Here is a 24,772-nt window from a genome sequence, read left to right on the forward strand (position 1 = left end):
CTCATCACTCTCCTTCCAGATTCATGCGGTGGCTGTAGCCATTCCAGAGCTTATAACCGCCGTCCGGCAGCACCTCGTACTCTGCCCAGTAGGTCATATGCTGGATCTTCAGATGCCCGATCCGATGTCCCGTCTCCGGGTCGATAATACCGCGGTCTTCCCGCTCACAGTGTTCAATGACCTGCTCCATATCTTCGATCAAAATCTGACCCGCTGACAATTTGCGTTCCAGCTCCTTCTCAACTTCTAATTTCATATGTGTTTCCTCTTCGATCGTCTCATTCCAGTACGTCTTAAGCAGTTCCCGTTTCGCCGCCAGGCGGTTGTGCCAGCGCTCCGTCACCGTCGCCGCCGGGCGCCCCGCGCCATTTAACCCAAACAACAGATCGAGGATATGAACCGCCTCCTTGCCCTGTCCGGCAAAGGACTCCCGGCAGTTGACACAGTAGGTCACATACGGCAGTTCCTCCTCTTTTGCACGGGAAGTTGTCATATAGCTTGTGTGGCTCGGAGAAGCAATCCCGATATGTCCGCCGTATCCGCAGCAGCGCGCCTTTTTCCCGTCATACGGCAGATTTTCCCACGTAATCCCCGCCGCATCCGCCAGATGGCGTACACTCTCCTGCAATTCCGGGTAATAGCGGCTGGCGCAGGGATCAAACAAGGCATACGACTGCGCTTGCTGGGTACTTCCTGCTTCCATTTCACCCTTTTCAGCATTGTCCGGTTCCAAAGCAGCATCTTTCTCCATGCCCCACTCTTCCATCACTTCCTCCAGGAAAACGACCGGCAGCTCCGGCAGGTATTCTTCAAACATCTTCCGGCAGTTCGGGCAGGCTAAAATCACGGTTGGTTCGCCCAGTTCTCTCCACTGCTGCCGCATTTTTTCCAGATGTGCCGCGTGGATGTCCACTTCGCCTGCCCACTCGGCAGGTGCACTGCAGCAGGTCATCCAGATCGCCGCATCCGGCTTTTTGGAATGCAGCCACTCATATGTCCGCGTCACATAGCGCGGATCCGAACCGGCGAGCTGGCATCCCGGAAAGAAGGCGTAGGAACTCTGCTTAACATTCTCCGGTTTCCGCGTAAGCCCCGCTTTTCCGGAGGCATACGCCATGTCGCGCAGCCAGAAATCATGAAATGGCCACGGCATCGCGCCCTTTTTCCGCATTGCCCGCATACTTTCGAGCAAAAACTGGCTAAAATCAATATGCTGCGGGCAGACCTCCTTGCACAGCCCGCAGTGATCGCAGGTGCTGATCAGTCTCGTCGCCCACGTACCATCGCGCGATAACGTACCGGGATGAATTGTTATGTAAACCTCTTCATACAAACGGCGCGGTGTTTTCTCATGCAGGCGCATCAGATCACAAGCACGCATACAGGCATCACACGAACACTTCTGGCAGCGCGCGATCTCCTGCATCGCCTCTTCCTCCGTATACGATTCCCCGTTTGCCGGAACCACCCGCTCGGCACGCTCAATCCCATCCGTTTGAAGCTTTAAAAGTGTCCCTTCCTTTCGAAATGGCTCATTCATGCCGCCCGTTTTCAGATACCGTTCGATCGCAAGCGAAACCGCCAGCCCATCCGCCAGCGCCTTCATGCTGTCGCCGCCCGTCAGAGAACCGCCAATGAAAACGCCCTGGGTCCGGGTCGCAAATGCGCCGTCCGGGTCCATTTCCAGACCAAAGTCCGCGCCGTCTGCCCCAGTTGCCACATACACGGCATCATAGTCCGCCCGGAGTGCCTCCAGATCCGTTACCGTTTCACCGAGATGGCGTGAAAATTCCTCAAACTGGAACTGCGCTTCGATCTCCGCATCAAATTCCGCCGGATCCATCTGGTTTCTCGCCTGACCGCCCAGAACCATTTCCCGCTCATAAACCGTTACATCGTACTTTTTATTGCAGAGACGCAGCGCACAGCCAAGCCCCGAAAGACCGCCTCCGACGATCGCGATCCTTTTCCCTTTCGACGGCAGGTTATACGCATTCGGTGCCTTCCGCTTCGCGTACTTGACCGTCGCCCGCTCTAAAAGCCCCATCGCGATTCCCCCGTCCAGCTTCGCGCGCAGACACGCCTTCTCGCACGGATGGCTGCACAGCTTCGACACAATATCCGGAAATCCCACCGTATTCTGATAGGTCCGGTACGCCGCGTTGAAACGTCCCTTTTTCCACTTTTCTTCCAGCCCCTTGATATCCAGCCGGAACGGACAGGCTGCCTGGCAGAACGGCGGCTCGTTCTGATGGCATTTCTCCGCCAGCGTCTTTTCAAAATCTTCCAAATAGCTCACAGGGCGGACCTCCCTTCTTTTCTCCTGCATTTATCGTTACTGTTCACGCATACGTGTCCAGTAACGGAATTTGCCGTGGCTTCGCATTTAAATACGGCAAATTCCTGCTGCCACCACGTTTTCTTACGGCACTTTCGGTTCCAAAAGTGCCTACCCGTGAACAGTAACCATTTATCCTCTCCCAGAATCATTTATCCCGTCCTCAATCGATAAGTAAAAATTCCAGAAACCCATTTTAATATTTTTTATTATACACCATAACGAAAGAATGTGTCTTGGCACATTCGGGCGTCTCGCGCGGCCGCTTGCGGCAACCTGCATCTTCACATGAGTACGCATCATTGCTCCAAGGAATTTCCTATTACAAAAAAGCCGCTGCAAAACCTACCTCTCTAAACATAGATTCTGCAGGTTCGCAGCAGCTTTTATTTAATTCTTATTTACAATCACGCGATACGCCTTGCCGCAGCTGCCCGCTTTATGTGCAGCCACGCATTCCTCTTCCTAATCGGATTAGAACGGACGCTCAGCTGTCGGATCATCCAGGGATACGTAGAAGCTCTGGGTTCCTACCTGTACTGGATTCTCTTTGATATTCTCCAGTTCCTCATACATATCGGAACCAAGGAAGTATTTCTTCGGCTCGTATGGTTTCTCGCCCTTTGCAATTGCATCCAGACCAGCTTTTACCTTCTCCGGAAGTGCCGGGATCTCATGGATACGTACGCCGCAGGCATTGTAGATACCATTCAGAACTGCACAGTGGCCAGATGCCTGGAATGCCTCAGAAGCACCTGAAGAACCGAACGGACCATCAGAGATAGCGCCATCAATATGAATCAGGTTGATATCATCCGGAACATCCTTGATGTAGGAAGTACCAGCGCCAAACATGTTCGCATGTTTCTTAACGTCTGCGTAGTCCTCTTTCAGGGCGAAGCCGATACCATGCATGATACCGCTGTATGCCTGACCGTTAACAGCATCGATATTACCGATACGTCCAACGAAGTCAACACAGGCGAATTTCAGAACGGTAGTCTTACCGGTCTTGGTATCAACCTCAACCTCTGCCAGGTTCAGGCAGTATGTGAATGCCGGAGTCGGGTCGCCGATACCGGTATTCGGATCCAGACGGCACAGACCCGGAGTTGTGTTGGTCTCATAACGGCCAAGATACTTGGTCTCGATGCCTTCTGCCTTCATCTCATCATAGGTACGAAGTGTACCATCTTCTTTTCTCATAGCTGCCAGAAGCTTGTTCGCTGCGATGATGGTTGCATTACCATCCATGTACAGGGAACGGCTGGCACCAGCCATACCGGTATCCGGACAGGTCTTGGTATCATTCTGAATCAGCTGGATATCTTCCGGTGTCAGATGCATCTCTTTCAGAGCTTCCAGTGTTACTACCAGAGAACCGGTTGTAGCACCCTGACCCATTGCATGCCATGTGTCGTATTTGCGGATCTTGTTGCCCGGCATAAGCTCAAGAGCAACCTCAGCACTATCGCCGCCGCCCTCAGTAACGTTGAAGCCGCCCCATGCGATACCAACGCCTCTTCTCTTCTCCGGTGTGTCAGCTGCTTTCGCATCAGCCACTGCTTTCTCATAGATTGGACGCATAGTATCCATGATCTTCTCCATCGGATACTGCGGATATACATAGCTGTTGATATTCTTATCGCCTTCACGGCAGATATTCTTATAACGGAACTCGAACGGATCCATGCCCAGCTCTTCTGCCATCATATCCATCAGCGGCTCACTGAGTGTATATGCCTGCGGAGAACCATAGCTTCTGTAAGCAGTACCAAATGCATGGTTTACGTTGGCTACACGAACCAGACCTGCTACGTTCGGTACATTGTACGGGAAGAAGGTGAAACGTGCCGGTTTGGTCATAACGTCGTCACCGCCCCAGGAGTAAGCGCCGTGATCCATACCGATATCAAACTCAGCAGCCAGGATCTTGCCTTCGTTATCACATGCCAGACGGCCATTGGAGTATGCCGGGCAGCGTTTGCCGCTGAAGTGCTGATGCTCTTCATAGGACATGGACAGGGATACCGGCTCGCCGGTAACTACGGTACAAGCTGCACACAGTGCGATATCGCCTGCGTTGGTAGACCATCCAAAGCTTGCGCCGGTCGGGTTCATGATGATACGGTATTTATCCTTCGGTACACCAAGGCAGTTACCCAGACGTCCGATAGAGGAGTATACACACTGGGATTTACACTGAATGGTCAGCAGACCATCATCGCCCCAGTAAGACTGAAGTACACAACCTTCGATGGAAAGATGCGGCTCACGGGAGGAGGAGAAGCTTCCTTCTACTACGTGCGGTGCTTTGTCGATTAAGTCTCTTACTTCTTCTGCATCTTCCAGACCTGCTCCCTTTAATACCGGCTGCTCGCAGAAGATGTTCGGGGTATCCTCATGGATACGGATAGCATCCGGCATAACTGCATCCAGATATGTCAGATACTCTGGCAGCTGTTCGTATTCCATCGTAACCTTAGCGGCTGCTGCACGAGCCTGACGATGTGTATGAGCTACTACCATAGCGATAACATCACCGTAACGATAGATCTTCTCATCCTGAAGAACTTTACGGGATGGTGTCATAACAGTACTTCTCTCATGGAACTGACCCTCAGCCATGATGTTAGTTCCGCCTGCTGCGATGAGGTCTTTTGCTGTGATAACCTTAACAACGCCCGGCATCTTCTCAGCTTCCTCAGTATGGATAGCCAGAATCTTTGCATGATGGGTAACCTTCGGCTGAACGATAGCTGCATATAAAACGCCCTGCGGCATCTTAAGAGCCTGATCATCGCCGTAGTCGGTCAGACCACAAACCTTACCAAGTGCATCCTGACGAACAACCGGTTTTCCGTAGTAGTTGCCATCTTCCGGATTGTGGAACTTGATATCCTCGATGCTGCACTCGCCACGCATAACCTTAGCTGCAGCCATAACTGCATCTACAATCTGTTTGTATCCGGTACAACGGCATACGTTTCTTGTCTTCTGGAACCAGTCACGAACCTCTTCACGGGTCGGATCCGGGTTCTGCTCTAACAGAGCATATGCGGAAACGATGAAGCCTGGTACACAGAAACCACACTGTACAGCACCGCAGTTCATCCATGCAACCTGTAACGGATGCAGATGCTGCGGAGTACCGATACCCTCGATGGTGGTAATCTTGGAATACTCTTCTACCTGGCTGATTTTCTTGGTACAGGAACGGATTACCTGTCCGTTCAGAATGATGGAACATGAACCGCAGACACCGGTTCCACATCCAACCTTAACACCGGTCAGACCGATCCGGCGCAGAACATCTGACAGTTTATCGTTTTCCGGATCGCACATAAACATACGATCAACACCGTTGATGTTCAACATCATTTTTCTTAATTTCATGCTGTTTCGTCCTCCTTCTTTAAAATAAATAGAGCCCTGATGCTTCCGACTATCCTTCCGCATCATACCCAATACTTACGATTCCTTAGTCATCCGCGTTTTCCAGCATCTCTGCCAGATCCGTCAGATCCACGCCATAGTCCTCCAGAAGTTCTCTGGCCTTGCGGTAGGTATTCTCTACCACCTGGGGACACCGAAGTGCCTTGTTGGCCATGTTATCTCCTAAAATCGAATGACAATCACTTCCTCCATAGATTTCACCATAGTTTTCCTGAAACCAGTCTGCCAGTTCCGGTATCATCTCGCTGTATGCCGCTTCCGGCTCAAAGAGCGCCATCATCATCGCCGCACCGGTCAAAGCTCCGCAGGTCAGCCCGCTTCTGACTCCCAGACAGAGTGCTGCAGATGCCTTCAGAAGGCTCGGGTTCTCCTCGCCCTTAAGGGTAAGTCCCAGCGAAACAAATGCCTGACTGCAGCAGCTTCCCGATAAAAGCAGCTGGTTCAGTTTTTTAATATCCGGCTCCATCCGCACCTCCTGTTCTTAGAAACACAAAAAGAAAAGCGGCACCGCCTCTGAAAAGACAGTACCGCTTAACGTATCCGAGTTTGTATATACATCTGCACCTATAGATATGGATACACCTATATCTATACCTATCTGTCAGCACATATATACCCTATCTATACAAGAAGCCTGACAGCTTCTCGTATCCATCGATGTAAAGCGAATCTCTCTTTCTTTTCAAATGCGGAAGGCACTTCCATTTCCAGATGTACCCATTGGCCTGACTGCATACGGTTTCCCGCTTAGCAATTTCGGCTCGAAAAACAGATTGTTTCTATTTTGGTTTTGATACCTCTATGGTACTCTGCTTTTCATCGAAAGTCAATCTCATTTTTCATAATTTTGAAATTTTTTACATCGACAGGATACTTGTTCGCCCCTTATTTTACCTCAATACGGGATTTTCAACATGCTATTTTACCCTTGTAATATCTGTTTACTTACAGAATTTCAGCATAACTTCCGTTCAAATGTTGTATTATTTGAAGATTTGTATTCTTCCTTTCTACTATTTGATCGAGTATTTTTTAAAAAAATAACGGTTCACACGCTTTCATAATTTTTCATTTTCATTTGTTTAAACGTGAATTTTGTTCACTTTGATTTCACTTATATGAAATTTATATCTTTTTGATTCATAATCAAACATGAATATCTGTTATTTATCCGCTATAAATCCTCACATTTTTAAGTATCCTTTTTTCATTTTCTTTTTCTGTTTTAAATTTTATTCTGCAAACCATTATTTTTTATTTCAGATAACGCAAGCATATTTAAGAACAGAATTCTTGCACATACAAATTCCGCATCGAAGATGTGATTTGCATAAATTTTTTCTTATTTATAATCCGTACAAATCCTACTTTCTCCCCACAAAATACGCCTGCAGGTTCTCCCCTACATGCTCCAGATGCCGCTCCATCTCCCGGCGCGCCAGTGCCCCGTCTCCGGCTTCAATCGCTGCCAGAAGGCTTTCGTGTTCATTTTCCCGGACTTCGTCAGAGCGGACTGCTGCCTGGTTGAAGCGCGCATAAGCGTCCTGGTCGGTCAGGATGAGCTTTAACATCCGCAAGATAGACGGGCTGCCTGAGAGATGCGCGATTTTCAGATGGAACGCCAGATCTTCCTCGCTTCCCGCCCTTCCATGGCGGATTGCATAGAGATAGTCTGCCTGCAGATCTTTTAATTTCTGAAGTTCCTTCGGCTCAATCCGCTCTGCACATGCCTCCGCCGCATATCCCTCCAGGAGTTTCCGCACCAAAAGAATATCCTCCAGCCCGCTTTCTGTCTCCATCGACGCCGCCTCGATAAGCTCATTCGCCGCCTTCATCTTCTCCCGGCGTGACCGTTCTTCTTCCAAAAAGCGTTCGCCCTGCGGCGTCAGGATCCGCCCCTTGTTCTGCACCTTGACAAGCAGCCCTGCTTTCTCCAGATCCAGAAGCTCCCGCCCAATGCTGGCGGACGGAAGATGCAGGATCTGCGCCAGCTGGAGTGCTCCCGCCGGGGTGTTTAAGTCCTGCATGGCTGTCAGTATTTCAAAGCTGCTGTTTCGTTTTTTCCCTGCCATCTTTCCACCTCAATACTCTGTACTATTTCTATGATTGTATCATCATTTCCGATTCGTGTAAATCATCCCTTACTGTATCGTACGGAATTTTCAGTTCAGAAAATTCCCACCTGTGAACCGTTACAAGCAGGCTGCAGTTTGACAGCGAAAATGCCATAAAATAACAAAAAAAACGAACCGCAGGGTACATTTTCTCACTCTGCGGTCCGCTTTGAATCTAAAATCATTTCAGATTTTGATCCATCTGTTTTTATTTATTACTTTTTATCTACATTGATGAACAGATAAGGAAGCCCTACGGAGTAGTACTGGATACCGCTTACATCCGGATTGGTCATAACGGCTACAGACTGTCCGTAAATCGGGAACAGAACACACTGATCTGCCAGCGTCTTCTCACAGCCAACTAAAGCTTCCCAACGAGCATCCTGGTCGAGTGCCAGATCGCCCTTCTTTGCGGACTGGATGGTTGCATCGTAGTCTGCATCGGAGAACTGGGAGTAGTTGGTGGAGCTGCCGGTTATCCACATATCCAGATCAGTCATCGGATCTGCGTAGTCCGGACCCCAGCGGGTAAGACCGATATCATATTCACCTTTCTGCATGTATTCCAGACGGGCTTTCTTCGGAAGTACCTGAAGTTCGATGGTCAGACCCGGCAGGTTGTTCTGCCACTCGCTCTGTAAGAACTGTGCAACAGCCTGTGCAGAATCAGTATCTTCACACATTAAAGTGAAGGATAAGGAATCTTTGCCAAGCTCGCCAAGACCTGTCTTCCACAGCTCTTTTGCTGCCTCTACATCGTAGGTCCAGCTGTCGTATGCGCTGCCTGCTGCCTCACGGAAATCTTCGCCCTTTTCATTGGTTGCAAGGCCCTGCGGTACGAAGTAATCCATCGGTGTGGAACCATCTTTCAGAACACGGGTTGTGATCGCTTCTTTGTCATACGATTTTGCCAGTGCCTTACGGATATTTACATTGTCAAGCCCCTCTTTCTTCATGTTCGGGGTCAGATACCAGTTGTAACCGTCACTTCTGGTGGAGAATCTCGGATCATCCTCATACTGCTCTACCAGGTTACCGCTTAAGGTTACAACGTCCAGATCGCCATTCTCAAAAGAAAGGGCTGCTGTCTGGCTGTCGGTAATGATCGAGAACTCAACACCGTCCAGTTTGACATCGGATGCACCGAAGAACTGATCATTCTTTACTAATTCTACTTTCATGGCAGACGGCTCATAGGAAGATACCTTGAACGGACCATCTGCTAGCAGGGTATCTGCGGAAGTTGCAAAGTTGCCGCCGCAGCTCTCTACAAATTTCTGATTTAAAGGCAGGAAGCATGCGCCGGATGCCATCAGGTAATCAAAGATAGCACACGGGGAGCTTAAAGTTACGACTAATGTCTTATCGTCCGCTGCCTCTACCCCCAGTTCCTCAACCGGTTTTTCACCTGTTGTTACCTCTTCCGCATTTGCGATGCAGGCGGTTGTGATAAAGAACTGGTAATCACTTGCAGTTGCCGGATCGGCTACTCGTCTCCATGCGTAAACGAAATCGTTTGCCGTTACCGGATCGCCGTTGGACCATTTTGCGTCGTCACGGATCTTGAAGGTCAGGGTCAGACCATCCTCGGACTTCTCCTCACTCTCCGCCACGCCGTAAACCGGAGCACCTGACTCATCCTTGGTCATCAGACCCATCATAAACTGGGAGATAACACCACTGGATGTGTAGTCGTTGGAAAGTGCCGGATCCAGGGAGTCTACCAGAGTGCTTGCCTGATAGCGAAGCACCTTGCCGCCCTCAGCCGAGCTGCCGCCCTCTTCGCTTCCAGATTCAACCGCTGCTGTCTCTGTTGTCTGGGTCGATCCGCCGCAGCCTGCCAAAAGTCCAGCAAACATGGCAGAAGCCAGCGTCCACGCCATTACTTTTCTTAGCTTCATAATACTTCCTCCTTTTTTGTTTTTTTAATAAAACCAAACCATTCCCGTTTCATGCTGCATTTCCTGGTCCCGGCTGTCTATCCTCAGTTGTCTGCTGGTTCGGCTCATCTATAAAATCACCCGCTAAACAGGTCATTTTATCACATTTATTATGGTTGATTTTGTGCCGGAATGCATCGGCTTTCTTTTAAATCTACACCCATTTTTCCAAATCTGCATCGGTTCCGCGCACAAAATGTGTGCCCTCAATCTGATGCATCGTACCTGCGCCGTAATCCAGGCCGCTCGTCTTATAATCATAGTGCAGTGCAATCCGGCTGCGCTCTACCACCGGGTTCGGGTTCGGGATCGCCGAAATCAGGCTTCGGGTGTACGGATGTACCGGATGGGAGAAAATCTCCTCCGTCGTGCCCGTCTCCAAAAGGTAGCCCAGATGAAGAACGCCGATGCGGTCGGAAATATATTTAACCATCGAGAGGTCGTGGGCGATGAAGAGGTATGCAAGCCCCGTCTCGTCCTGGATGTCCTTCATCAGGTTGACAACCTGCGCCTGAATGGACATATCGAGCGCCGAGATACACTCATCGGCAATGATCAGCTTCGGGTTCATGACAAGCGCCCGGGCGATGCCGACACGCTGCCGCTGACCACCGGAAAACTGATGCGGGTACCGGTTTGCATGTTCCGGCGCCAGACCTACCTTGTGGAGGATGTCTGCCACCATCTCGGTCCGCTCTTTCTGGGAATGGTACCGGTGATGGATATCCAGCCCCTGTGCAATGATATCCGCTACTTTCTGGCGCGGATTTAAACATGCCATCGGATCCTGGAAAATCATCTGCATATCACTTCTGAGTCTCGCCTCTGTCTGGCGGCTCATTTTTCCGGAAATATCCATCCCGTCAAAGGTAATTTGTCCTGCGGTCGGATCGTAGAGGCGGATCAGCGCCCGCCCGATCGTCGTCTTTCCCGATCCGGATTCCCCCACAAGACCATAGGTCTCGCCCGGATTGATATAAAAACTGACATCCTCAACCGCTTTTACGGTAAATTTCCGGCTGACCGGAAAGTATTGCTTGAGTCCTTTTACTTCCAGAAGGGGCTTTTTGTTTGTCTCTGTCACTGTACTCATGCGATTCCCCCCTCTTTCTTCATTCTCTCAATTCGATCCCGAAGCTCCGGCGGCATATCGACCTTCGGCGCCTTCGGATGCAGCAGCCATGTCGCGGCGCTGTGTGTCTCCGATATCTTGAACATCGGCGGCTCCAGACGACTGTCAATGTTTAACGCATATTTATTCCGCGGTGCAAACGCATCACCCGTTACCTTGTGAAGCAGGTTTGGCGGGCTGCCCGGGATTGTGTAAAGACGTTCGTCGTCCGTTCCCAGATCTGGCATCGCGGAGAGAAGTCCCCATGTGTACGGGTGGCGCGGATCGTAGAATACATCCTCGACCGTGCCGCTCTCGACGATCTTGCCTGCATACATGACGTTGACATAATCGGCAACCTTCGCAACGACGCCCAGATCGTGCGTGATATAGATAACCGACAGCTGCCGTTTTTTCTGAATCTCCTGAATCAGCTCCAGAATCTTCGACTGAATCGTAACGTCCAGCGCCGTCGTCGGCTCGTCGCAGATTAAAAGTTCCGGATCGCACGCCAGTGCGATCGCAATGACGATTCTCTGGCGCATACCACCGGAGAGCTGGTGCGGATAGTTTTTGATTCGCTTCTCCGCGTCGGTGATGCCGACCAGCTTCATCAGCTCCAGCGCCTTCTCATATGCCTCTTCCTTCGGTGTATGGTAATGCCAGATCATGCCTTCCATGATCTGTTTCCCAACCGGCATCAGCGGGTTTAAGGAGGTCATCGGATCCTGGAAGACCATCGCGATCCGTTTTCCGTTGATATGGCGGCGGATTTCCTCTTTTTTCATCTGCAGAATTTCTCTGGTGACCCGTTCCTCCGGGTTACGATAATATGAAAATGTGATCTGTCCGCGGTCGATCGTTCCGTTCTTTGCCAGGATTCCCATGATCGCCTTCGCAGAAACCGATTTACCGGAACCGGATTCCCCAACGATTGCAACCGTCTCGCCCCGGTTTACCGTCAGGTTGACGCCCCGGACGGCATTGACCACTCCGGCTGTCGTCTCGAAGGAAATGTCCAGATTCCGCACTCGTAAAATTTCTTCTTTTTTCTCCATGCCATTTCCTCCTACATATCCTTCATCTTCGGATCCAATGCATCACGCAGACCATCCGCCAGCATGTTAAAGCACAGCATCAGAAGTCCCATGACAATTAACGGGAACACGATCATGTACGGATGGCTTGTAAAGTTCTGATATCCACTCGAAATCAGGGAACCCAGCGAAGCCATCGGCTCCGGCACCCCCAGGCCAATAAAGGCTAAGAATGCTCGGTAAAGATCGCATGCGGGATCGAGAACATCGTCTGTGTGATCAAAGGACCAAAAATATTTGGTAAAATCTCTTTGAAAATAATGCGGAAACTCTTTGCTCCCAGCGTCCGGGAAGCAAGCACATATTCCTGCTCTTTCAGCTTTAAGACCTCCGCGCGGGCGATTCGGCTCATGCCCAGCCACCCGGAAAACATCAGGGCGAACGTGATAGACATAAGCCCCGGTTTCATAACTAACAAAAGCAGGGTAACCGTGATCAGGTACGGAATACTGTTTAGTATCTCGACGATACGCTGCATGATCATATCGACTTTTCCGCCGAAATATCCGGATACAAGTCCATACGTCAGACCAAACGCAAGGTCGATGAATACCGCCAGAACCGCTACATAGAGGCTGATCCGCGTTCCGCTCCAGGTCCTGGTCCAGAGGTCGCGTCCCAGCGAATCGGAACCAAACCAGTAGTAGGTATCGGTCAGATCGTTGCTCTCATAATAGTTGATTTCTTTGCTTCCGGTGGATGTACGGATCGTCTCAGAACCATCTAAGATACCCATATTTTCCAGTCCCGGCACTCTCGGCGCCATGTTCTGGTTGGTAATAATCTGCTGATCGTAGGTAAACTGGTTCATGTGAGGTCCGACAAGCGCCATCACAATCAGAAACAGAATACAGACAAAGCTGAACATTGCGCCCTTATTTTTCTTAAACCGTGCAATTGCCTCTTTCCAGTAGCTCTGGCTTGCAAAGTTTGTATCGACATGTTCAAAGCCGTCTTTGTGCTGGAATTCAAAATCATCGTCCAGAAATTCGATCTGGCTTAAATATTCTTCGGGTGATAACACATGCTCCCGAACGGAAGCCACATCCCCGACTGTCATTTTCTCATCTGTCTTTTCGTCACTCCGTTTTTTCATGCCATCACCTCTCAATCCGATTTCTTCGCCAGACGGATTCTCGGGTCGATAATTCCGTACAGGACGTCAACCACCAGCATCAGGACAATGTACATGACACTGTAGATAAATGCCAGCGAAATCGTCACGTTGTAATCGTTGGACTGAATCGCTGCAATCATTAAACTTCCGATGCCCGGAATCGAGAAGATCTTCTCGATAACCAGGGAACCAATCATCAGATCGACAACCAGCGGCGCCAGTACCGTAATGATCGGGATCAGCGCGTTTCGAAGTGCATGGCGCACCAGAAGCGGGCGTCCCGTGATTCCCTTGCTCTCCGCAAGCAGCATGTAGTCGCTGTCCAGCACCTCCAGAAGGGAGGTTCTCGTAAATCGAGCCACCGTCGCTACCGTAAACATCGACAGCGCCAGCATCGGCATGATCGACGATGCGAAGAACTTCTTGCCGTCAAACAGAAGCGGCAGCCACTGTGCCTTGTAGCCGATGAAATATGCCATAACCAATGCAAAAACATAGGACGGAAGCTGACGCCCAGAACTGAAATCACAGTACAGATGGTATCAAGCCAGCTATTTTTCTTGAGCGCTGCCAGAATACCTAAAATCAGTCCGACTACCGCACCGAAGGAAACTGCCTCCAGTCCGATTCCAAAGCTGACCGGCACACGGTTCTTTAACAGAACCGAGATGGAGGTATCCTTGGAGATAACATACGATACACCAAAATCGCCCTGCAGCAGGTTCTTCACATACGTGAAAAACTGTACGATCAACGGTTTGTCCAGTCCATATTTCTTCGACATCATCGCAATCTGATCCGCGGTCAGCTTTTCATCGTTGAACGGAGATCCCGGCATCAGCTGCAGCAGCATAAAAAGTACCAGGATGATGATCAGAAGCGTGACAAGAGAAATCATGATACGTTTTCCGATATATTTCTTCATGTCCGTACTCCCTTCTTTCTTAGTATAATACGTCTCTCTCCTTCTCTTATAGCCCGGATATTCTTTCAACTCCGAAGTATAAAATAAGACAAACGGTTTTATCTCTCTATTCCTGCATCCACACGCGCATATGCGTCATGCCGCGGTTGCACCATGCATAGTACGGAATTGCCTGCAGGGTTACCATCTTTTCCGGTGCCGCATCTTCTGCATAAAGCGCCGGATTAACCGCCGCTTTCTTCCGGCAGCCCGTCACGCGCAGCGCCACGATACCTTCCAGCAGATCCGCCTGATACGAAAGCGCTTCAATCTTCGCCTCCCGCGGAATCCGCAGTGTCTGAAGATCCTCTCCGTTGTCCACGCCCTCAAAGGTGTAGATGATTGGTCCGCGTCTGAGTGCCACGCATCCGGCATCCGCCCGCACCATCGGGTGTGCATAGACCCGCTCCGGCTCCATCTCCATCTCGCAGGAAACAGTATCACCAGGCTGCCAGCTTCTCTGGATCATCCAGTAGCCCTTGTCTGTCTTGACTGCCCCGGAAACCGGTATGCCATTGACCTTCACCTGCATCTGATGGCACCAGCCCGGATAACGGACTGCCAAAGTAAATTCTGCTCCCGCCTGCTCCGGTTCTACCGTGTAGGTAACGGAGCCGTTCCACGGATATTTCGATGTAAGCGCTATCTTCACGCCGCCCGCTGTTTCAAAGGTAGCCGTTCCCCCGACAAACAGATGGGAATAGATCGTATTTTCACTTGAAGACCATACATAGGAACCAAGTGAGGTCATCAGACGCGCCAGGTTCGGAGGACAGCATGCACAGTCATACCAGCCGATCCGCTCCGGTGTGTATTCTTCTTCGCCATATGCGTTGGTCGGCATGCCCGGATTGGCTTCAAGCTGATTGATATAAAAGAATTTCGTTCCGTCTAACTGCATGCCGCTGATGGTTCCGTTGTAAATCTCCCGCTCCAGAATATCTGCATACCGCGCGTCCGGATCCGCCTCCAGCATCTGTTTCGCGAAGAAGCAGACCCCCACCGCCGCACACGTTTCCGCGTAAGCGGTATCATTCGGCAAATCATAATCCACGGTAAATGCCTCGCCGTAATAGGTGGAACCGATTCCACCCGTTATGTACATCCGCCGGTCTACCATGTTGTCCCACATCTTCCGGCAGGCCGCCATCAGCGCCTCATCATGATTCTGCGCTGCCAGGTTTGCCGCCGCCGTCAGAAGATACATACAACGGACCGCGTGTCCTTCCACCGTATCCTGCTCACGCACCGGCTTGTGGTTCTGCATGTAGGACGGCGGCTGCTTGTCCATGTAATCGGTGCGGCTCCAGCTTCTAGCCGCCGCTTCTTTATGGAAGAACTCCGGATCCCGTCCGCGCTCATCGATAAAATATGCCGCCAGCTTCCGGTATCTCTCTTCCCCGGTTGCCTGATAAAGCCGCATCAGCGCCAGCTCGATCTCCTCATGTCCCGGAATGCCGGTTACTTTGCCTGCTTCCCGTCCGAACCGCCGATCGATATGATCGCACAGCTTGCAGCAGATATCTAAAAGCTGCGTCTTTCCCGTCGCCTGATAGTACGCGACGCCTGCCTCCGTCATATGTCCGGCACAGTACATCTCATGGCAGTCCGTCAGGTTCTGCCACCTATGTTCCGGCTCCGCCGCAATGAAATAGGTATCCAGGTAGCCATCCGGCTGCTGCGCCCGCCCGATCAGGTCGATGATCGCATCGGCACGCGCCTCCAGCTCTGGATTTGCCTCGACGGTCAGTGAGTACGCCACCGCCTCCAGCCATTTCGCCAGGTCGCTGTCCTGAAATACACGCCCGTAATACGTTCCTTTCTCATCTCCCGCTGCAATGCGGAAGTTTTTAATCACATGGCTCTTTCGGATTCCGGACACCTCATCGTGAAGCACCCGTTCCTGATACGGAAGCATCGTGTGAATTACCACATTCTGTACCCGCGAAAAGAACGGGTCGTCTATCTTTACCTGTTTCAAATCAATGAAACTTGTCTCCTTTTTTATCATTCACAGAAAACCTCCTGATTTATTATTCACTTATCCGTAAGCGCCTATCAATAATCTGAAAAAGACTTCTTTTTTTGTATGTTTTCTTATAAGTATACCATTCAAATAGTGGAAAAGCGATCTAACACATTTTGCATATTATAGAAAAGAATACGCGTATTTTTATAGAACAAAATCAGCCTGATTTCATTCCTTCTTTTTCTCTGATTTTTCTTTATTCTTCATTCATCCCCTCTTATTTTCCCAAGTAGAGTGTTTTGTTTCTGCAAATATAAGAGATTTTCCAAACAGATTCTTGCTGTTTTTCTCTCTATTTGATATAATAAAATTGATATTTTAAATTTGTTTAACAACCTGACAAAGTTGTCCTGTTTTTCGTTTGCTTCTCTGCGGTTCAGACAGGATTCCTGTTACGTGGCTGTTTTTTTTAACGGGAGTACATACATCATGAATTTTATTAATTTAAACTGTCCGCCCCTTCCTTATTTTATCGTCGGAGGCGGATGTGTTTACCGCCCCGGCGATATCCATGAGCGCCGGACGATCCGAAATGTCTTTGATCTTATCTATGTTCACAGCGGAACTTTATATCTCGAACAGGATCCGTTCCGCGTTGAACTGAATGCCGGGCAGTTTTTTATCATTACCCCCGATACCCCGCACCGCGGCAGCCGCGTCTGCCAGGAAAAGACCACGACGAGCTGGGTGCATTTCTATACCAACGGCAAATACAGCCTGTCCGATGAATTTTACCCGGACAACATAACCCGGCGCGCCGCGCCGAAATTTTACTATTCGCCGCAGAATTTCATTCTCTCCCTGCCGCGCACCGGCACCGTGCCGGAAGCCAACCGGGAGAAGCTGGAAAAGTATCTGCAGCGGATGAACCTGGTTTCTTTCAGCAAATACACACAGAAAAAGAGCTTTCCATCCTCCGTGCGGACACCGTTTGAGATCCAGAATGATTTCATTGAATTTCTCCAGGTTCTCTATGCGCCGTACTGCTACAGCCGCGAGAAGGAAAGCATCGCCCGGACGCTGCGCGACTATCTGGATGCCCACTACACGGAGGAGATCTCCTTAAACGATCTGGCGCGCCAGTATTCCTACAGCCCGTCCCACTTAATCCGCAGTTTCCACCAGGCATACGGCGCCAGCCCGATGCAGTACCTGAAAAAACTACGCATCGAACACGCCTCCCAGCTTCTCCTCCACTCCGACGCGGCGATCCAGTCGGTCGGTGAGATGGTAGGACTGCGGATCCCCTCCTATTTTATCCGCGTATTTAAGCAGGAGATCGGCATCACCCCGGCGCAGTACCGGATGTTTTACGCAGAAGAGAATGGGGGGAGTGAGACGCCTTAGAGGCGATTCACCGCTGATGTTTTTTTACTATACTATTTGTTTTCGTAAGAACTGTCATGAGCGTGGCAGTTCTTTTTTTATACCCAAACCAGTGAATCGTTTCTAATGTATCTATCAGTTCCTCTACATCAGCTATTGTTTAAGCCAGTTATCCGCACATTGAAAATCCTTTATATTTAAGGTAACACTGTGTGTATACAAAGGAGGAAATTCCGAATTGAAAACTGTCACGATTAAACTTCGCATTCATAAACTTTTGGCTGAAAAGCGTCTGACGAAATACCGTTTTATCGCCATGACCGGGCTTGGCTATAAAAATGCCAGCCGAATTCTGGACAATGAAACTGAATCCATCCGCTTCAGCACCATCGCCCGCATCTGCTCCGCACTGGACTGTACGCCCGGCGATCTATTTGAAGTTCATGAGGAAGAAGATCCTTACGATGGAATGTATTAAACATTCGGAAACAAGTGATTTCATGTGCGGATCGCACGCCAAAAAAGAGCTGTCAACCGACGGTTTGCACCGGCTTTTGTGACAGCTCTTTTTGGTGATCCTATTTTTAAAAACAGAAGCGGTACCGCCTCTGAAAAGACAGTACCGCTTAACCTATCCGAATATTATATATAAGGTGTCCACCAGCAAGATACCTTACCAGTCATCCCGTCCATACTCTTCCCGCTCATCCAGGGCATCATCTACACCATCGGCATATTCTGAATCCCGGCGGTAGCGATCCCAGTCATAATCATCGCCTTCCATAACATCATCATATCCCGCATCATACGCTGCATATGGATTCTGGAGCTTCTTTTGCACCGGTGGTATTCCCCTCTGCGCAGGTGTGTTTTTACGACTCCGTTGTTTCAGTTCCCACAAGGGATCCTCTTCTATCCGTTTAAGATATTCCTCATGGCTTCTGGATTCCTCTTCTTCTTTTTTCTTCTGTAATTCTATCAGCTCAGCCCGTTCTCTTTTTTTACGTTCCTCTTCTTCCCGTTTACTTTCTTCTATCTTCTCTGCCCAGTGCTGTTCACAGTATAAGTCATCGAGGCCAGATTGTAACATCCTTCCTCCCGGCACTTATACGGATATAGCAGAACCACGAGAAGTCCACAGCCCATCGCACAGATAAGCAGCGTACAGAGAGTCTGGCGATGCTTTCCAAACCAGTTTTTCATTCCTGCTGCCAGACGGTTTTCTTTTTTCTCTGTTTCCTTCTCAGATTCAGGACTCTCTTCTTTCTTTTTCTTCCGGGACTCCATCCACCAGGTCAGTTCGGCATCCAGCAAAAACAACGGTATCAGACATGTAAAGGTGCCAACAAACAGCATCAAAGCATTGCCCGAATCTCCATGCACGCTTCTCGCATACTGGTAATGGCACTCTTCGTCATACCAACTATACAGACTCCAGGCATATGCCCCCAGAATGCCGATCAGAACTATCCATTTTATCTGCTTTTCTTTCCGCAGGATTCTCATGACGAGAAGTGCTCCTGCCATCGCAAACAGGAAACCTATCTTTAGATACACCGGTGCCGCCACCAGAGAAATCCAGGCTGTATATACCGGATAAAAGACACCAATAACCACTATCACAATCATCAGAATTCCAGACTCCATAGCTATACCCCCTATTAAGTCCATCTTACCACAAATGCGGATGCTTAGGTGGGTTATTTATGCCCCTTGAAGAAAATATCCACTTATGATAGCCTGCCCCGGATTACAAAGGCACGTATATGCTTGCTGTATCTCCCTTGTAATGCAAAAAGCTGCCGCAGATCAGAAAGTTTTTTTCCGATCTGCAGCAGCTTTTTATCTCATTCTTATTATTTTCTTCCTATTCTCTTAAGCTCCAGAATCCTCTGGTTCCGGCTGCCGCGGAACTGGAGCGTCAGATCCTTCTCTGCCTCGACAAACTCGCCGTCCACCAGCACATCCACGTAGGACAGCATCTCGTCTGTCACCTCTGTATGGACAACGCCGCCGGCTGCCAGATCCCGATCCCAGAGATAGCCGCTGTAGCACCAGATATCCTTCTCCGGATACGTCTCGCGCACCTTCCGGAGTAAATGTACCAGTTCCATCTGGTTTTCTGGCTCAAACGGTTCTCCGCCGAGCAGCGTAAAGCCCTGTATATATCCCGGCTCCAATGCCGCTAAAATCTCTTTCTCCGTCTCTTCTGTATATAACTGTCCATATCGGAAATCCCACGTCTCCGCATTGAAACAGCCCTTACAGTGATGGCGGCACCCCGACACAAACAAGCTGACGCGCACGCCAGGACCGTTGGCAATATCATGCTTTTTGATGGTTCCGTAATACATATCTTCCTCCCCTAGACCATCTCATTTTCCATTTATTATAACCGTCCGAACCTGGCAAGCCAAGGCTTTCACCACATCCTACAGATGCAGCACCCGATCGCGGATCTCCTGGGTACGTCCCTGATTCCAGAACTGGGTTCCGATGTAGCCGCAGGTACGGCGTGCGACAAAGAGCTTGTTCTGGTCACGGTTGCCGCAGTTCGGGCACTCCCACACCAGCTTGCCAGCCTCATCCTCAACAATCTTGATCTCGCCGTCATAGCCACACTTCTCACAGAAATCACTCTTGGTGTTCAGCTCCGCGTACATAATGTTATTGTAGATAAACTGCATCACAGAGAGAACTGCCGGAATATTAGTCTGCATATTCGGCACCTCGATGTAGCTGATCGCACCGCCCGGGGAGAGCTTCTGGAACTCTGCCTCAAATTTCAGCTTACTGAACGCGTCAATCTTCTCGGATACGTGTACATGGTAGCTGTTCGTGATATAGTTCTTATCCGTAACGCCCGGAATGATACCGAAGCGCTTCTGCAGGCATTTTGCAAATTTATAAGTCGTAGACTCCATCGGCGTGCCGTATACAGAATAGCTGATATTCTCTGCCTCTCTCCACTCTTTGCATTTATCATTCAGACGCTGCATAACTTTCAGTGCAAATGGCTTCGCCTCCGGATCGGTGTGGGATTTTCCTAACATCCGCATACACATCTCATACAGACCTGCATATCCCAGAGAAATCGTAGAATAGCCGTTGTACAGGAGTTTGTCGATCGTCTCACCCTTTTTCAGGCGGGCAAGCGCACCATTCTGCCACAGAATCGGCGCCACATCGGAGATCGTGCCGAGCAGCCTCTCATGACGGCAGCGGAGCGCACGATGGCACAGTTCCAGTCTCTCATCGAGAATCTGCCAGAAACGGTCCATATCTCCCTCCGAAGAACAAGCCACATCGACCAGGTTAATCGTGACAACACCCTGGTTGAAACGTCCATAGAATTTATGCTTACCGTTCGGCAGCATCTGGGAATCTTCTACCGTCAGGAAAGAACGGCAGCCCATGCACGGGTAAACCTCGCCCTTCTTTAATTCCTTCATAATCTTAGCGGAAATGTAGTCCGGAACCATCCGTTTCGCGGTACATTTCGCTGCCAGCTCAGTCAGGTGCCAATATTTCGAACCTTCCGTAATATTGTCCTCATCCAGCACATAGATAAGTTTCGGGAACGCCGGTGTGATCCAGACGCCCTTTTCATTCTTGACGCCCTGCATTCTCTGCAGCATCACTTCCTCGATGATCATCGCAAGGTCATCTCTGGTCCGTCCCTCCGGGACCTCGTCCAGATACATAAATACCGTGACAAACGGAGCCTGTCCGTTACAGGTCATCAGGGTGATAAGCTGGTACTGGATCGTCTGGATGCCGCTCTTAACCTCCTCGCGCAGACGGCGTTCGGTCACGCGGTTGATGATATCCTCATCCAGTGCCTCGCCGCACTCGGTGCGCTCTGCAATCACGTTCTTGCGCAGCTTCTGACGGCTGATGTCCACAAACGGTGCCAGATGCGCCAGAGTAAAGGACTGTCCGCCATACTGGTTGCTGGCTACCTGCGCCACGATCTGGGTGGTCACGTTGCAGGCCGTAAAGAAACTGTGCGGCTTCTCGATCATCGTCTCACTGATCACAGTGCCATTCTGCAGCATATCCTCCAGATTAATCAGGTCGCAGTTGTGCTCCTTCTGTGCAAAATAGTCGGTATCATGGAAATGGATGATGCCTTCCTCATGCGCGCGGACGATCTCCTCCGGCAGCAGCACACGCTTGGATAAGTCCTTGCTGACCTCGCCCGCCATGTAGTCACGCTGGGTCGAGTTGATGACCGGGTTCTTGTTGGAGTTTTCCTGATTCACTTCTTCATTAATATGGTCCAAAAGTGCCAGGATGCCGTTATCGGTCGTGTTGGACTTGCGTTTTAACTCCCTGCGGTAGCGGTAGCGCACATATTTCTGTGCAACCTCATAACCACGCATCTCCATAATGCTGGTCTCTACCATATCCTGGATGTCTTCCACATTCACCGCGTGCGGCGTCTCCTGCACCTGCTCGGCGATCGTATCTGCAATCGCTTCAATCTGGTACGGGTTCATCTGGTGAATACGCTCCACATTGCCGTTCGCTTTCGTGATCGCATTTACGATCTTCGCCCGGTCAAAATGTACTTCTTCTCCATTTCGTTTGATTACATTGGTTGTTACTGTGTCTTCCATCCCTGTTCCCTCTCCTTACCCTTAAGCCCGTTTTATGACTTGTCTTCTATAATCTATAAATTGACTCGCCGGTTCCTGTTTCTGTGATTTCTCTTTCTACTTTGTATGGCATACATCGAACATCCATCTGTATCCATTTCCCGTCCCCCAGCTTACCCTCATTTCCTCATTCATGAGAGAAGCGCCTTCTTCTGACAGGCTATTTTTCATGTCCGGATGCCTTCACTGACAGGATTCTTTTCCGTTCCGACTTGTCTTACGATTGGCTTTATTTTTGATTTGTATTTAGGTAATTTTTAGAATTACACACAAAATATTGAACTCATTTTCTTTCATAACACAATATATAGTGTGTTCGTCGTGACGTATTTAAGCATACACCAATTAGATTAAAAATGGAAGAGGATTCCCCTATATTTTTTCGAATCAGAATTTTGCACAAAAATCATTTTCTCCCTTTACAAACACCCAAATCTGTGATCCCCTTTCCACGACGTTCTTTCCAGACTTATCCACCGTCCCATGTGCAAAACCCACCTCGTCATTTCTCCCATGGCTGCATCCCATATACCCTCTGAGTCTCCTTCGCCCATACCCTTATCTGTTTTAAAAATACCGAAAATAATGCTTTTAAAATATTTTTAAAAATATTTAAAAAACTGTTGACATTTTATTCTGGATGGAGTAGAATAACACATGTCTTACGGATGAGGCATCCGCAAGAAAACAAAACAAGCGCCTTTAGCTCAGTTGGTAGAGCAGTAGACTCTTAATCTATTTGTCCAGGGTTCGAGTCCCTGAAGGCGCACTATCAAGTGCTTGTTTCGCAGACCGAGAGCTGTGGGGCAGGCACTTTGTGCGTTAGCAATGAGGCGTGCAAAGAAAAAAAGAGATGGCGGATGACGCGTTGTGCTTGCACATAAGCAGCATCCGTTATCTCTTTTTTTCTTTATAGGGCGAATGCCCGACAGCGAGGAAAAGCGCCAGCTTTTTCGAGCTGCCGCACGCCGGATTTCAAAGATGCGATTCTTTTCAAACTGCCCCACGCCGGACTCTAAAGACGCAGCTTTTACAGCGCCCGCCCAATCGCCTTCTCCACTTCCTTCTTTGAACTAGCTCCGACTTCCTTGCTGAACACTTCCCCATTCCGGAAAATAATCATCGTCGGAATCGACATAACCTTATACTGGACTGCAATATCCGGGTTCTCATCGACATTCAGCTTTCCGATCTTCACTCTTCCCTCATACTCGCCCGCCAGCTGCCCGATCACCGGTGCCATCATCTGGCACGGACCGCACCAGTCTGCATAAAAATCAACCAGTACCGGAATCTCCGATTTCAGTACCTCCTCCTCAAAATTCGCGGTCGTAAACTTCATCTCCATCACTCATTTCCTCCTTTCGTTCTATCCATACAGGCAGTCAACAGAAGTGCCCTGTTTCTCTTTACGACGGCTTCTTTTTACCGCCTCCCAGTGCCTTTGCTGCCTCTTCCATCGATTTTTTCCATTTTAACGCCTGTTTATTCAGTTCCACCTTATCGCTGGTCGCCTGAACAAGTTTCCGTGTGAGCTGCTTTTTAATATCCATTCCTGACTTCTGGCAAACACACGGCGCGCATCGTCACCGTTCATGTGATCCCAGGTTTCTCACAAAAAGCACCGCCGCGCATCCAGCCATCCTTCTTTATATTATAGTAAATATATGCAGCTTTTATTTTCTTTATTCCGGCTCTGCCAGCTCAGATAACCGTTAAATACGGCAAATTCCTGCTACCACCACGTTTTCCTACGGCACTTTCGGTTCTAAAAGTGCCTACCCGTGTACAGTAACGATTTTCCTACCGCACTGCTACCAGCTTGCAGATCGGCTTGCCCTGCGCCGAGAACTTTGCCTCGTACTCGGTCATGACGTTACCCTCTGCCATCTCGCTGTGGTGCAGGTCACGGGTATATTCTATGATGCGCCAGCCCGCCTCCGGGATAGCTTCCAGGGAATAGGAAAATAAATCCTGGTTGTCCGTCTTGAACTCGACTCTTCCATCCTTCTGGAGAATCTGATCGTACACTGCCATAAATGGCGGCGAGGTCAGTCTCCGTCTCGCATGGCGGTCCTTCGGCCACGGATCCGAAAAATTCAAATAAATCCGCTCTACTTCCCCCGGTCCAAAAATCTCTGCCAGTTCTCTGGCATCCTCACATAAGAAATAGATATTGGACAGTTCCATCTGTTCTCTCTTGCGGATCGCCTTTAAAAGAACCGTCGAATATTTCTCAATACCCACAAAATTCACATCCGGGTTGCGGGACGCCTGCTCCAAAATAAACTGACCTTTACCCATACCCACCTCGATGCGGATCGGATGGTCATTTCCAAAAATCTGCTGCCAGGTTCCCTTCTTCTCCTTCGCCCCATGAACCACATGCGGGGTTTCTTCTATCATCTGCTCTGCGCCCGGTATATGGCGTAATCTCATCTTCGTTCCTCCTGCTGTCTACAATCTGCGCCGTCCCGGATGGACTTTCTTCCGTACCGTATCATTCCGTTGAGACGCCCCGGCTTACCCGCCGGATCTATCCTTATCTTACCATTGAAGCCCCCATTTCGCAAGCAAAGGTGCTCTATTTTCACACCATTTTACGATCCCCGTGTT

General features: G+C 49.7%; 21 protein-coding genes, 1 tRNA gene and 1 riboswitch. Of the genes, 3 read left to right on the forward strand and 19 right to left on the reverse strand.

All coding sequences use genetic code 11. The features are described 5' to 3' along the window. Positions 1-4 precede the first annotated feature (4 nt). The 12 genes from DWZ16_RS03220 to DWZ16_RS03265 form a co-directional block, all read right to left on the reverse strand. On the reverse strand, positions 5-2,299 hold the full coding sequence (locus tag DWZ16_RS03220) for a pyridine nucleotide-disulfide oxidoreductase/dicluster-binding protein (protein WP_181357205.1): 2,295 nt from the start codon (positions 2,297-2,299) through the stop codon (positions 5-7). 513 nt (positions 2,300-2,812) lie between these two features. Then, on the reverse strand, positions 2,813-5,734 hold the full coding sequence (locus tag DWZ16_RS03225; protein WP_118522271.1) for a molybdopterin-dependent oxidoreductase: 2,922 nt from the start codon (positions 5,732-5,734) through the stop codon (positions 2,813-2,815). Between the two features lie 85 nt (positions 5,735-5,819). Beyond that, complete coding sequence (locus tag DWZ16_RS03230) at positions 5,820-6,260, reverse strand: C-GCAxxG-C-C family protein (RefSeq protein WP_117796806.1); 441 nt, start codon at positions 6,258-6,260, stop codon at positions 5,820-5,822. Between the two features lie 193 nt (positions 6,261-6,453). Then, positions 6,454-6,573, reverse strand: a riboswitch (molybdenum cofactor riboswitch). Positions 6,574-7,158: 585 nt separating this feature from the next. Beyond that, on the reverse strand, positions 7,159-7,866 hold the full coding sequence (locus DWZ16_RS03235; protein ID WP_118522272.1) for an FCD domain-containing protein: 708 nt from the start codon (positions 7,864-7,866) through the stop codon (positions 7,159-7,161). A gap of 257 nt (positions 7,867-8,123) precedes the next feature. Further along, on the reverse strand, positions 8,124-9,812 hold the full coding sequence (locus DWZ16_RS03240) for a peptide ABC transporter substrate-binding protein (RefSeq protein WP_243021909.1): 1,689 nt from the start codon (positions 9,810-9,812) through the stop codon (positions 8,124-8,126). 193 nt (positions 9,813-10,005) lie between these two features. After that, positions 10,006-10,944 (reverse strand): ABC transporter ATP-binding protein, encoded by a 939-nt coding sequence (locus tag DWZ16_RS03245; protein WP_022359121.1) that lies wholly within the window; start codon positions 10,942-10,944, stop codon positions 10,006-10,008. Further along, a complete protein-coding gene (locus DWZ16_RS03250) occupies positions 10,941-12,020 on the reverse strand; it encodes an ABC transporter ATP-binding protein (RefSeq protein WP_118522274.1) in 1,080 nt (359 codons plus the stop codon). Before DWZ16_RS03250 ends, DWZ16_RS03245 begins: the two co-directional genes overlap by 4 nt. An 11-nt stretch (positions 12,021-12,031) precedes the next feature. Continuing rightward, positions 12,032-12,196 (reverse strand): hypothetical protein, encoded by a 165-nt coding sequence (locus DWZ16_RS15865; RefSeq protein ID WP_243021910.1) that lies wholly within the window; start codon positions 12,194-12,196, stop codon positions 12,032-12,034. 29 nt (positions 12,197-12,225) lie between these two features. Continuing rightward, complete coding sequence (locus tag DWZ16_RS03255; RefSeq protein WP_243021911.1) at positions 12,226-13,155, reverse strand: ABC transporter permease; 930 nt, start codon at positions 13,153-13,155, stop codon at positions 12,226-12,228. Between the two features lie 11 nt (positions 13,156-13,166). Beyond that, entirely contained in the window at positions 13,167-13,655 is a 489-nt protein-coding gene (locus DWZ16_RS15870; RefSeq protein WP_243015327.1) for an ABC transporter permease, read from the reverse strand. Then, on the reverse strand, positions 13,544-14,101 hold the full coding sequence (locus DWZ16_RS15875) for an ABC transporter permease (protein WP_243015326.1): 558 nt from the start codon (positions 14,099-14,101) through the stop codon (positions 13,544-13,546). The genes DWZ16_RS15870 and DWZ16_RS15875 overlap by 112 nt, the downstream gene beginning before the upstream one ends. Before the next feature lie 106 nt (positions 14,102-14,207). Then, a complete protein-coding gene (locus DWZ16_RS03265) occupies positions 14,208-16,151 on the reverse strand; it encodes a glycoside hydrolase family 127 protein (protein ID WP_118522275.1) in 1,944 nt (647 codons plus the stop codon). Positions 16,152-16,598: 447 nt separating this feature from the next. Here DWZ16_RS03265 and DWZ16_RS03270 point away from each other — a divergent pair, with 447 nt between their 5' ends. Both DWZ16_RS03270 and DWZ16_RS03275 read left to right on the forward strand, forming a co-directional pair. Then, a complete protein-coding gene (locus DWZ16_RS03270) occupies positions 16,599-17,516 on the forward strand; it encodes an AraC family transcriptional regulator (protein WP_118493260.1) in 918 nt (305 codons plus the stop codon). Between the two features lie 217 nt (positions 17,517-17,733). Continuing rightward, positions 17,734-17,973, forward strand: a complete 240-nt coding sequence (locus DWZ16_RS03275) for a helix-turn-helix domain-containing protein (protein ID WP_022359127.1) — start codon at positions 17,734-17,736, stop codon at positions 17,971-17,973. 195 nt (positions 17,974-18,168) lie between these two features. Here the strand turns inward: DWZ16_RS03275 and DWZ16_RS03280 are convergent, their stop codons facing one another. From DWZ16_RS03280 to nrdD, 4 genes are all read right to left on the reverse strand, one after another. Continuing rightward, complete coding sequence (locus DWZ16_RS03280; RefSeq protein WP_118493262.1) at positions 18,169-18,585, reverse strand: hypothetical protein; 417 nt, start codon at positions 18,583-18,585, stop codon at positions 18,169-18,171. Then, a complete protein-coding gene (locus tag DWZ16_RS03285; RefSeq protein WP_118493264.1) occupies positions 18,528-19,142 on the reverse strand; it encodes a hypothetical protein in 615 nt (204 codons plus the stop codon). Before DWZ16_RS03285 ends, DWZ16_RS03280 begins: the two co-directional genes overlap by 58 nt. Positions 19,143-19,351: 209 nt before the next feature. Continuing rightward, positions 19,352-19,849: an anaerobic ribonucleoside-triphosphate reductase activating protein gene (nrdG, locus tag DWZ16_RS03290; RefSeq protein ID WP_118522276.1), complete on the reverse strand. Its 498-nt coding sequence runs from the start codon at positions 19,847-19,849 to the stop codon at positions 19,352-19,354. A 78-nt stretch (positions 19,850-19,927) separates the two neighbouring features. After that, positions 19,928-22,117 (reverse strand): anaerobic ribonucleoside-triphosphate reductase, encoded by a 2,190-nt coding sequence (gene nrdD, locus DWZ16_RS03295; RefSeq protein ID WP_118468978.1) that lies wholly within the window; start codon positions 22,115-22,117, stop codon positions 19,928-19,930. A gap of 735 nt (positions 22,118-22,852) precedes the next feature. On the opposite strand from nrdD, the gene DWZ16_RS03300 reads away from it, so the two are divergent. Then, positions 22,853-22,925, forward strand: a tRNA-Lys gene (locus DWZ16_RS03300). A gap of 261 nt (positions 22,926-23,186) precedes the next feature. Here the strand turns inward: DWZ16_RS03300 and trxA are convergent. The 3 genes from trxA to trmB form a co-directional block, all read right to left on the reverse strand. Beyond that, on the reverse strand, positions 23,187-23,504 hold the full coding sequence (gene trxA / locus DWZ16_RS03305; RefSeq protein ID WP_022359131.1) for a thioredoxin: 318 nt from the start codon (positions 23,502-23,504) through the stop codon (positions 23,187-23,189). Positions 23,505-23,565: 61 nt separating this feature from the next. After that, entirely contained in the window at positions 23,566-23,709 is a 144-nt protein-coding gene (locus DWZ16_RS15395) for a hypothetical protein (protein ID WP_182426662.1), read from the reverse strand. Between the two features lie 250 nt (positions 23,710-23,959). After that, a complete protein-coding gene (gene trmB / locus DWZ16_RS03310) occupies positions 23,960-24,595 on the reverse strand; it encodes a tRNA (guanosine(46)-N7)-methyltransferase TrmB (RefSeq protein WP_118522277.1) in 636 nt (211 codons plus the stop codon). Positions 24,596-24,772: the final 177 nt, after the last annotated feature.

The organism is Clostridium sp. AF29-8BH, assembly GCF_003478145.1.
In the GTDB taxonomy this organism is placed as follows: Bacteria; Bacillota; Clostridia; order Lachnospirales; family Lachnospiraceae; genus Otoolea; species Otoolea fessa.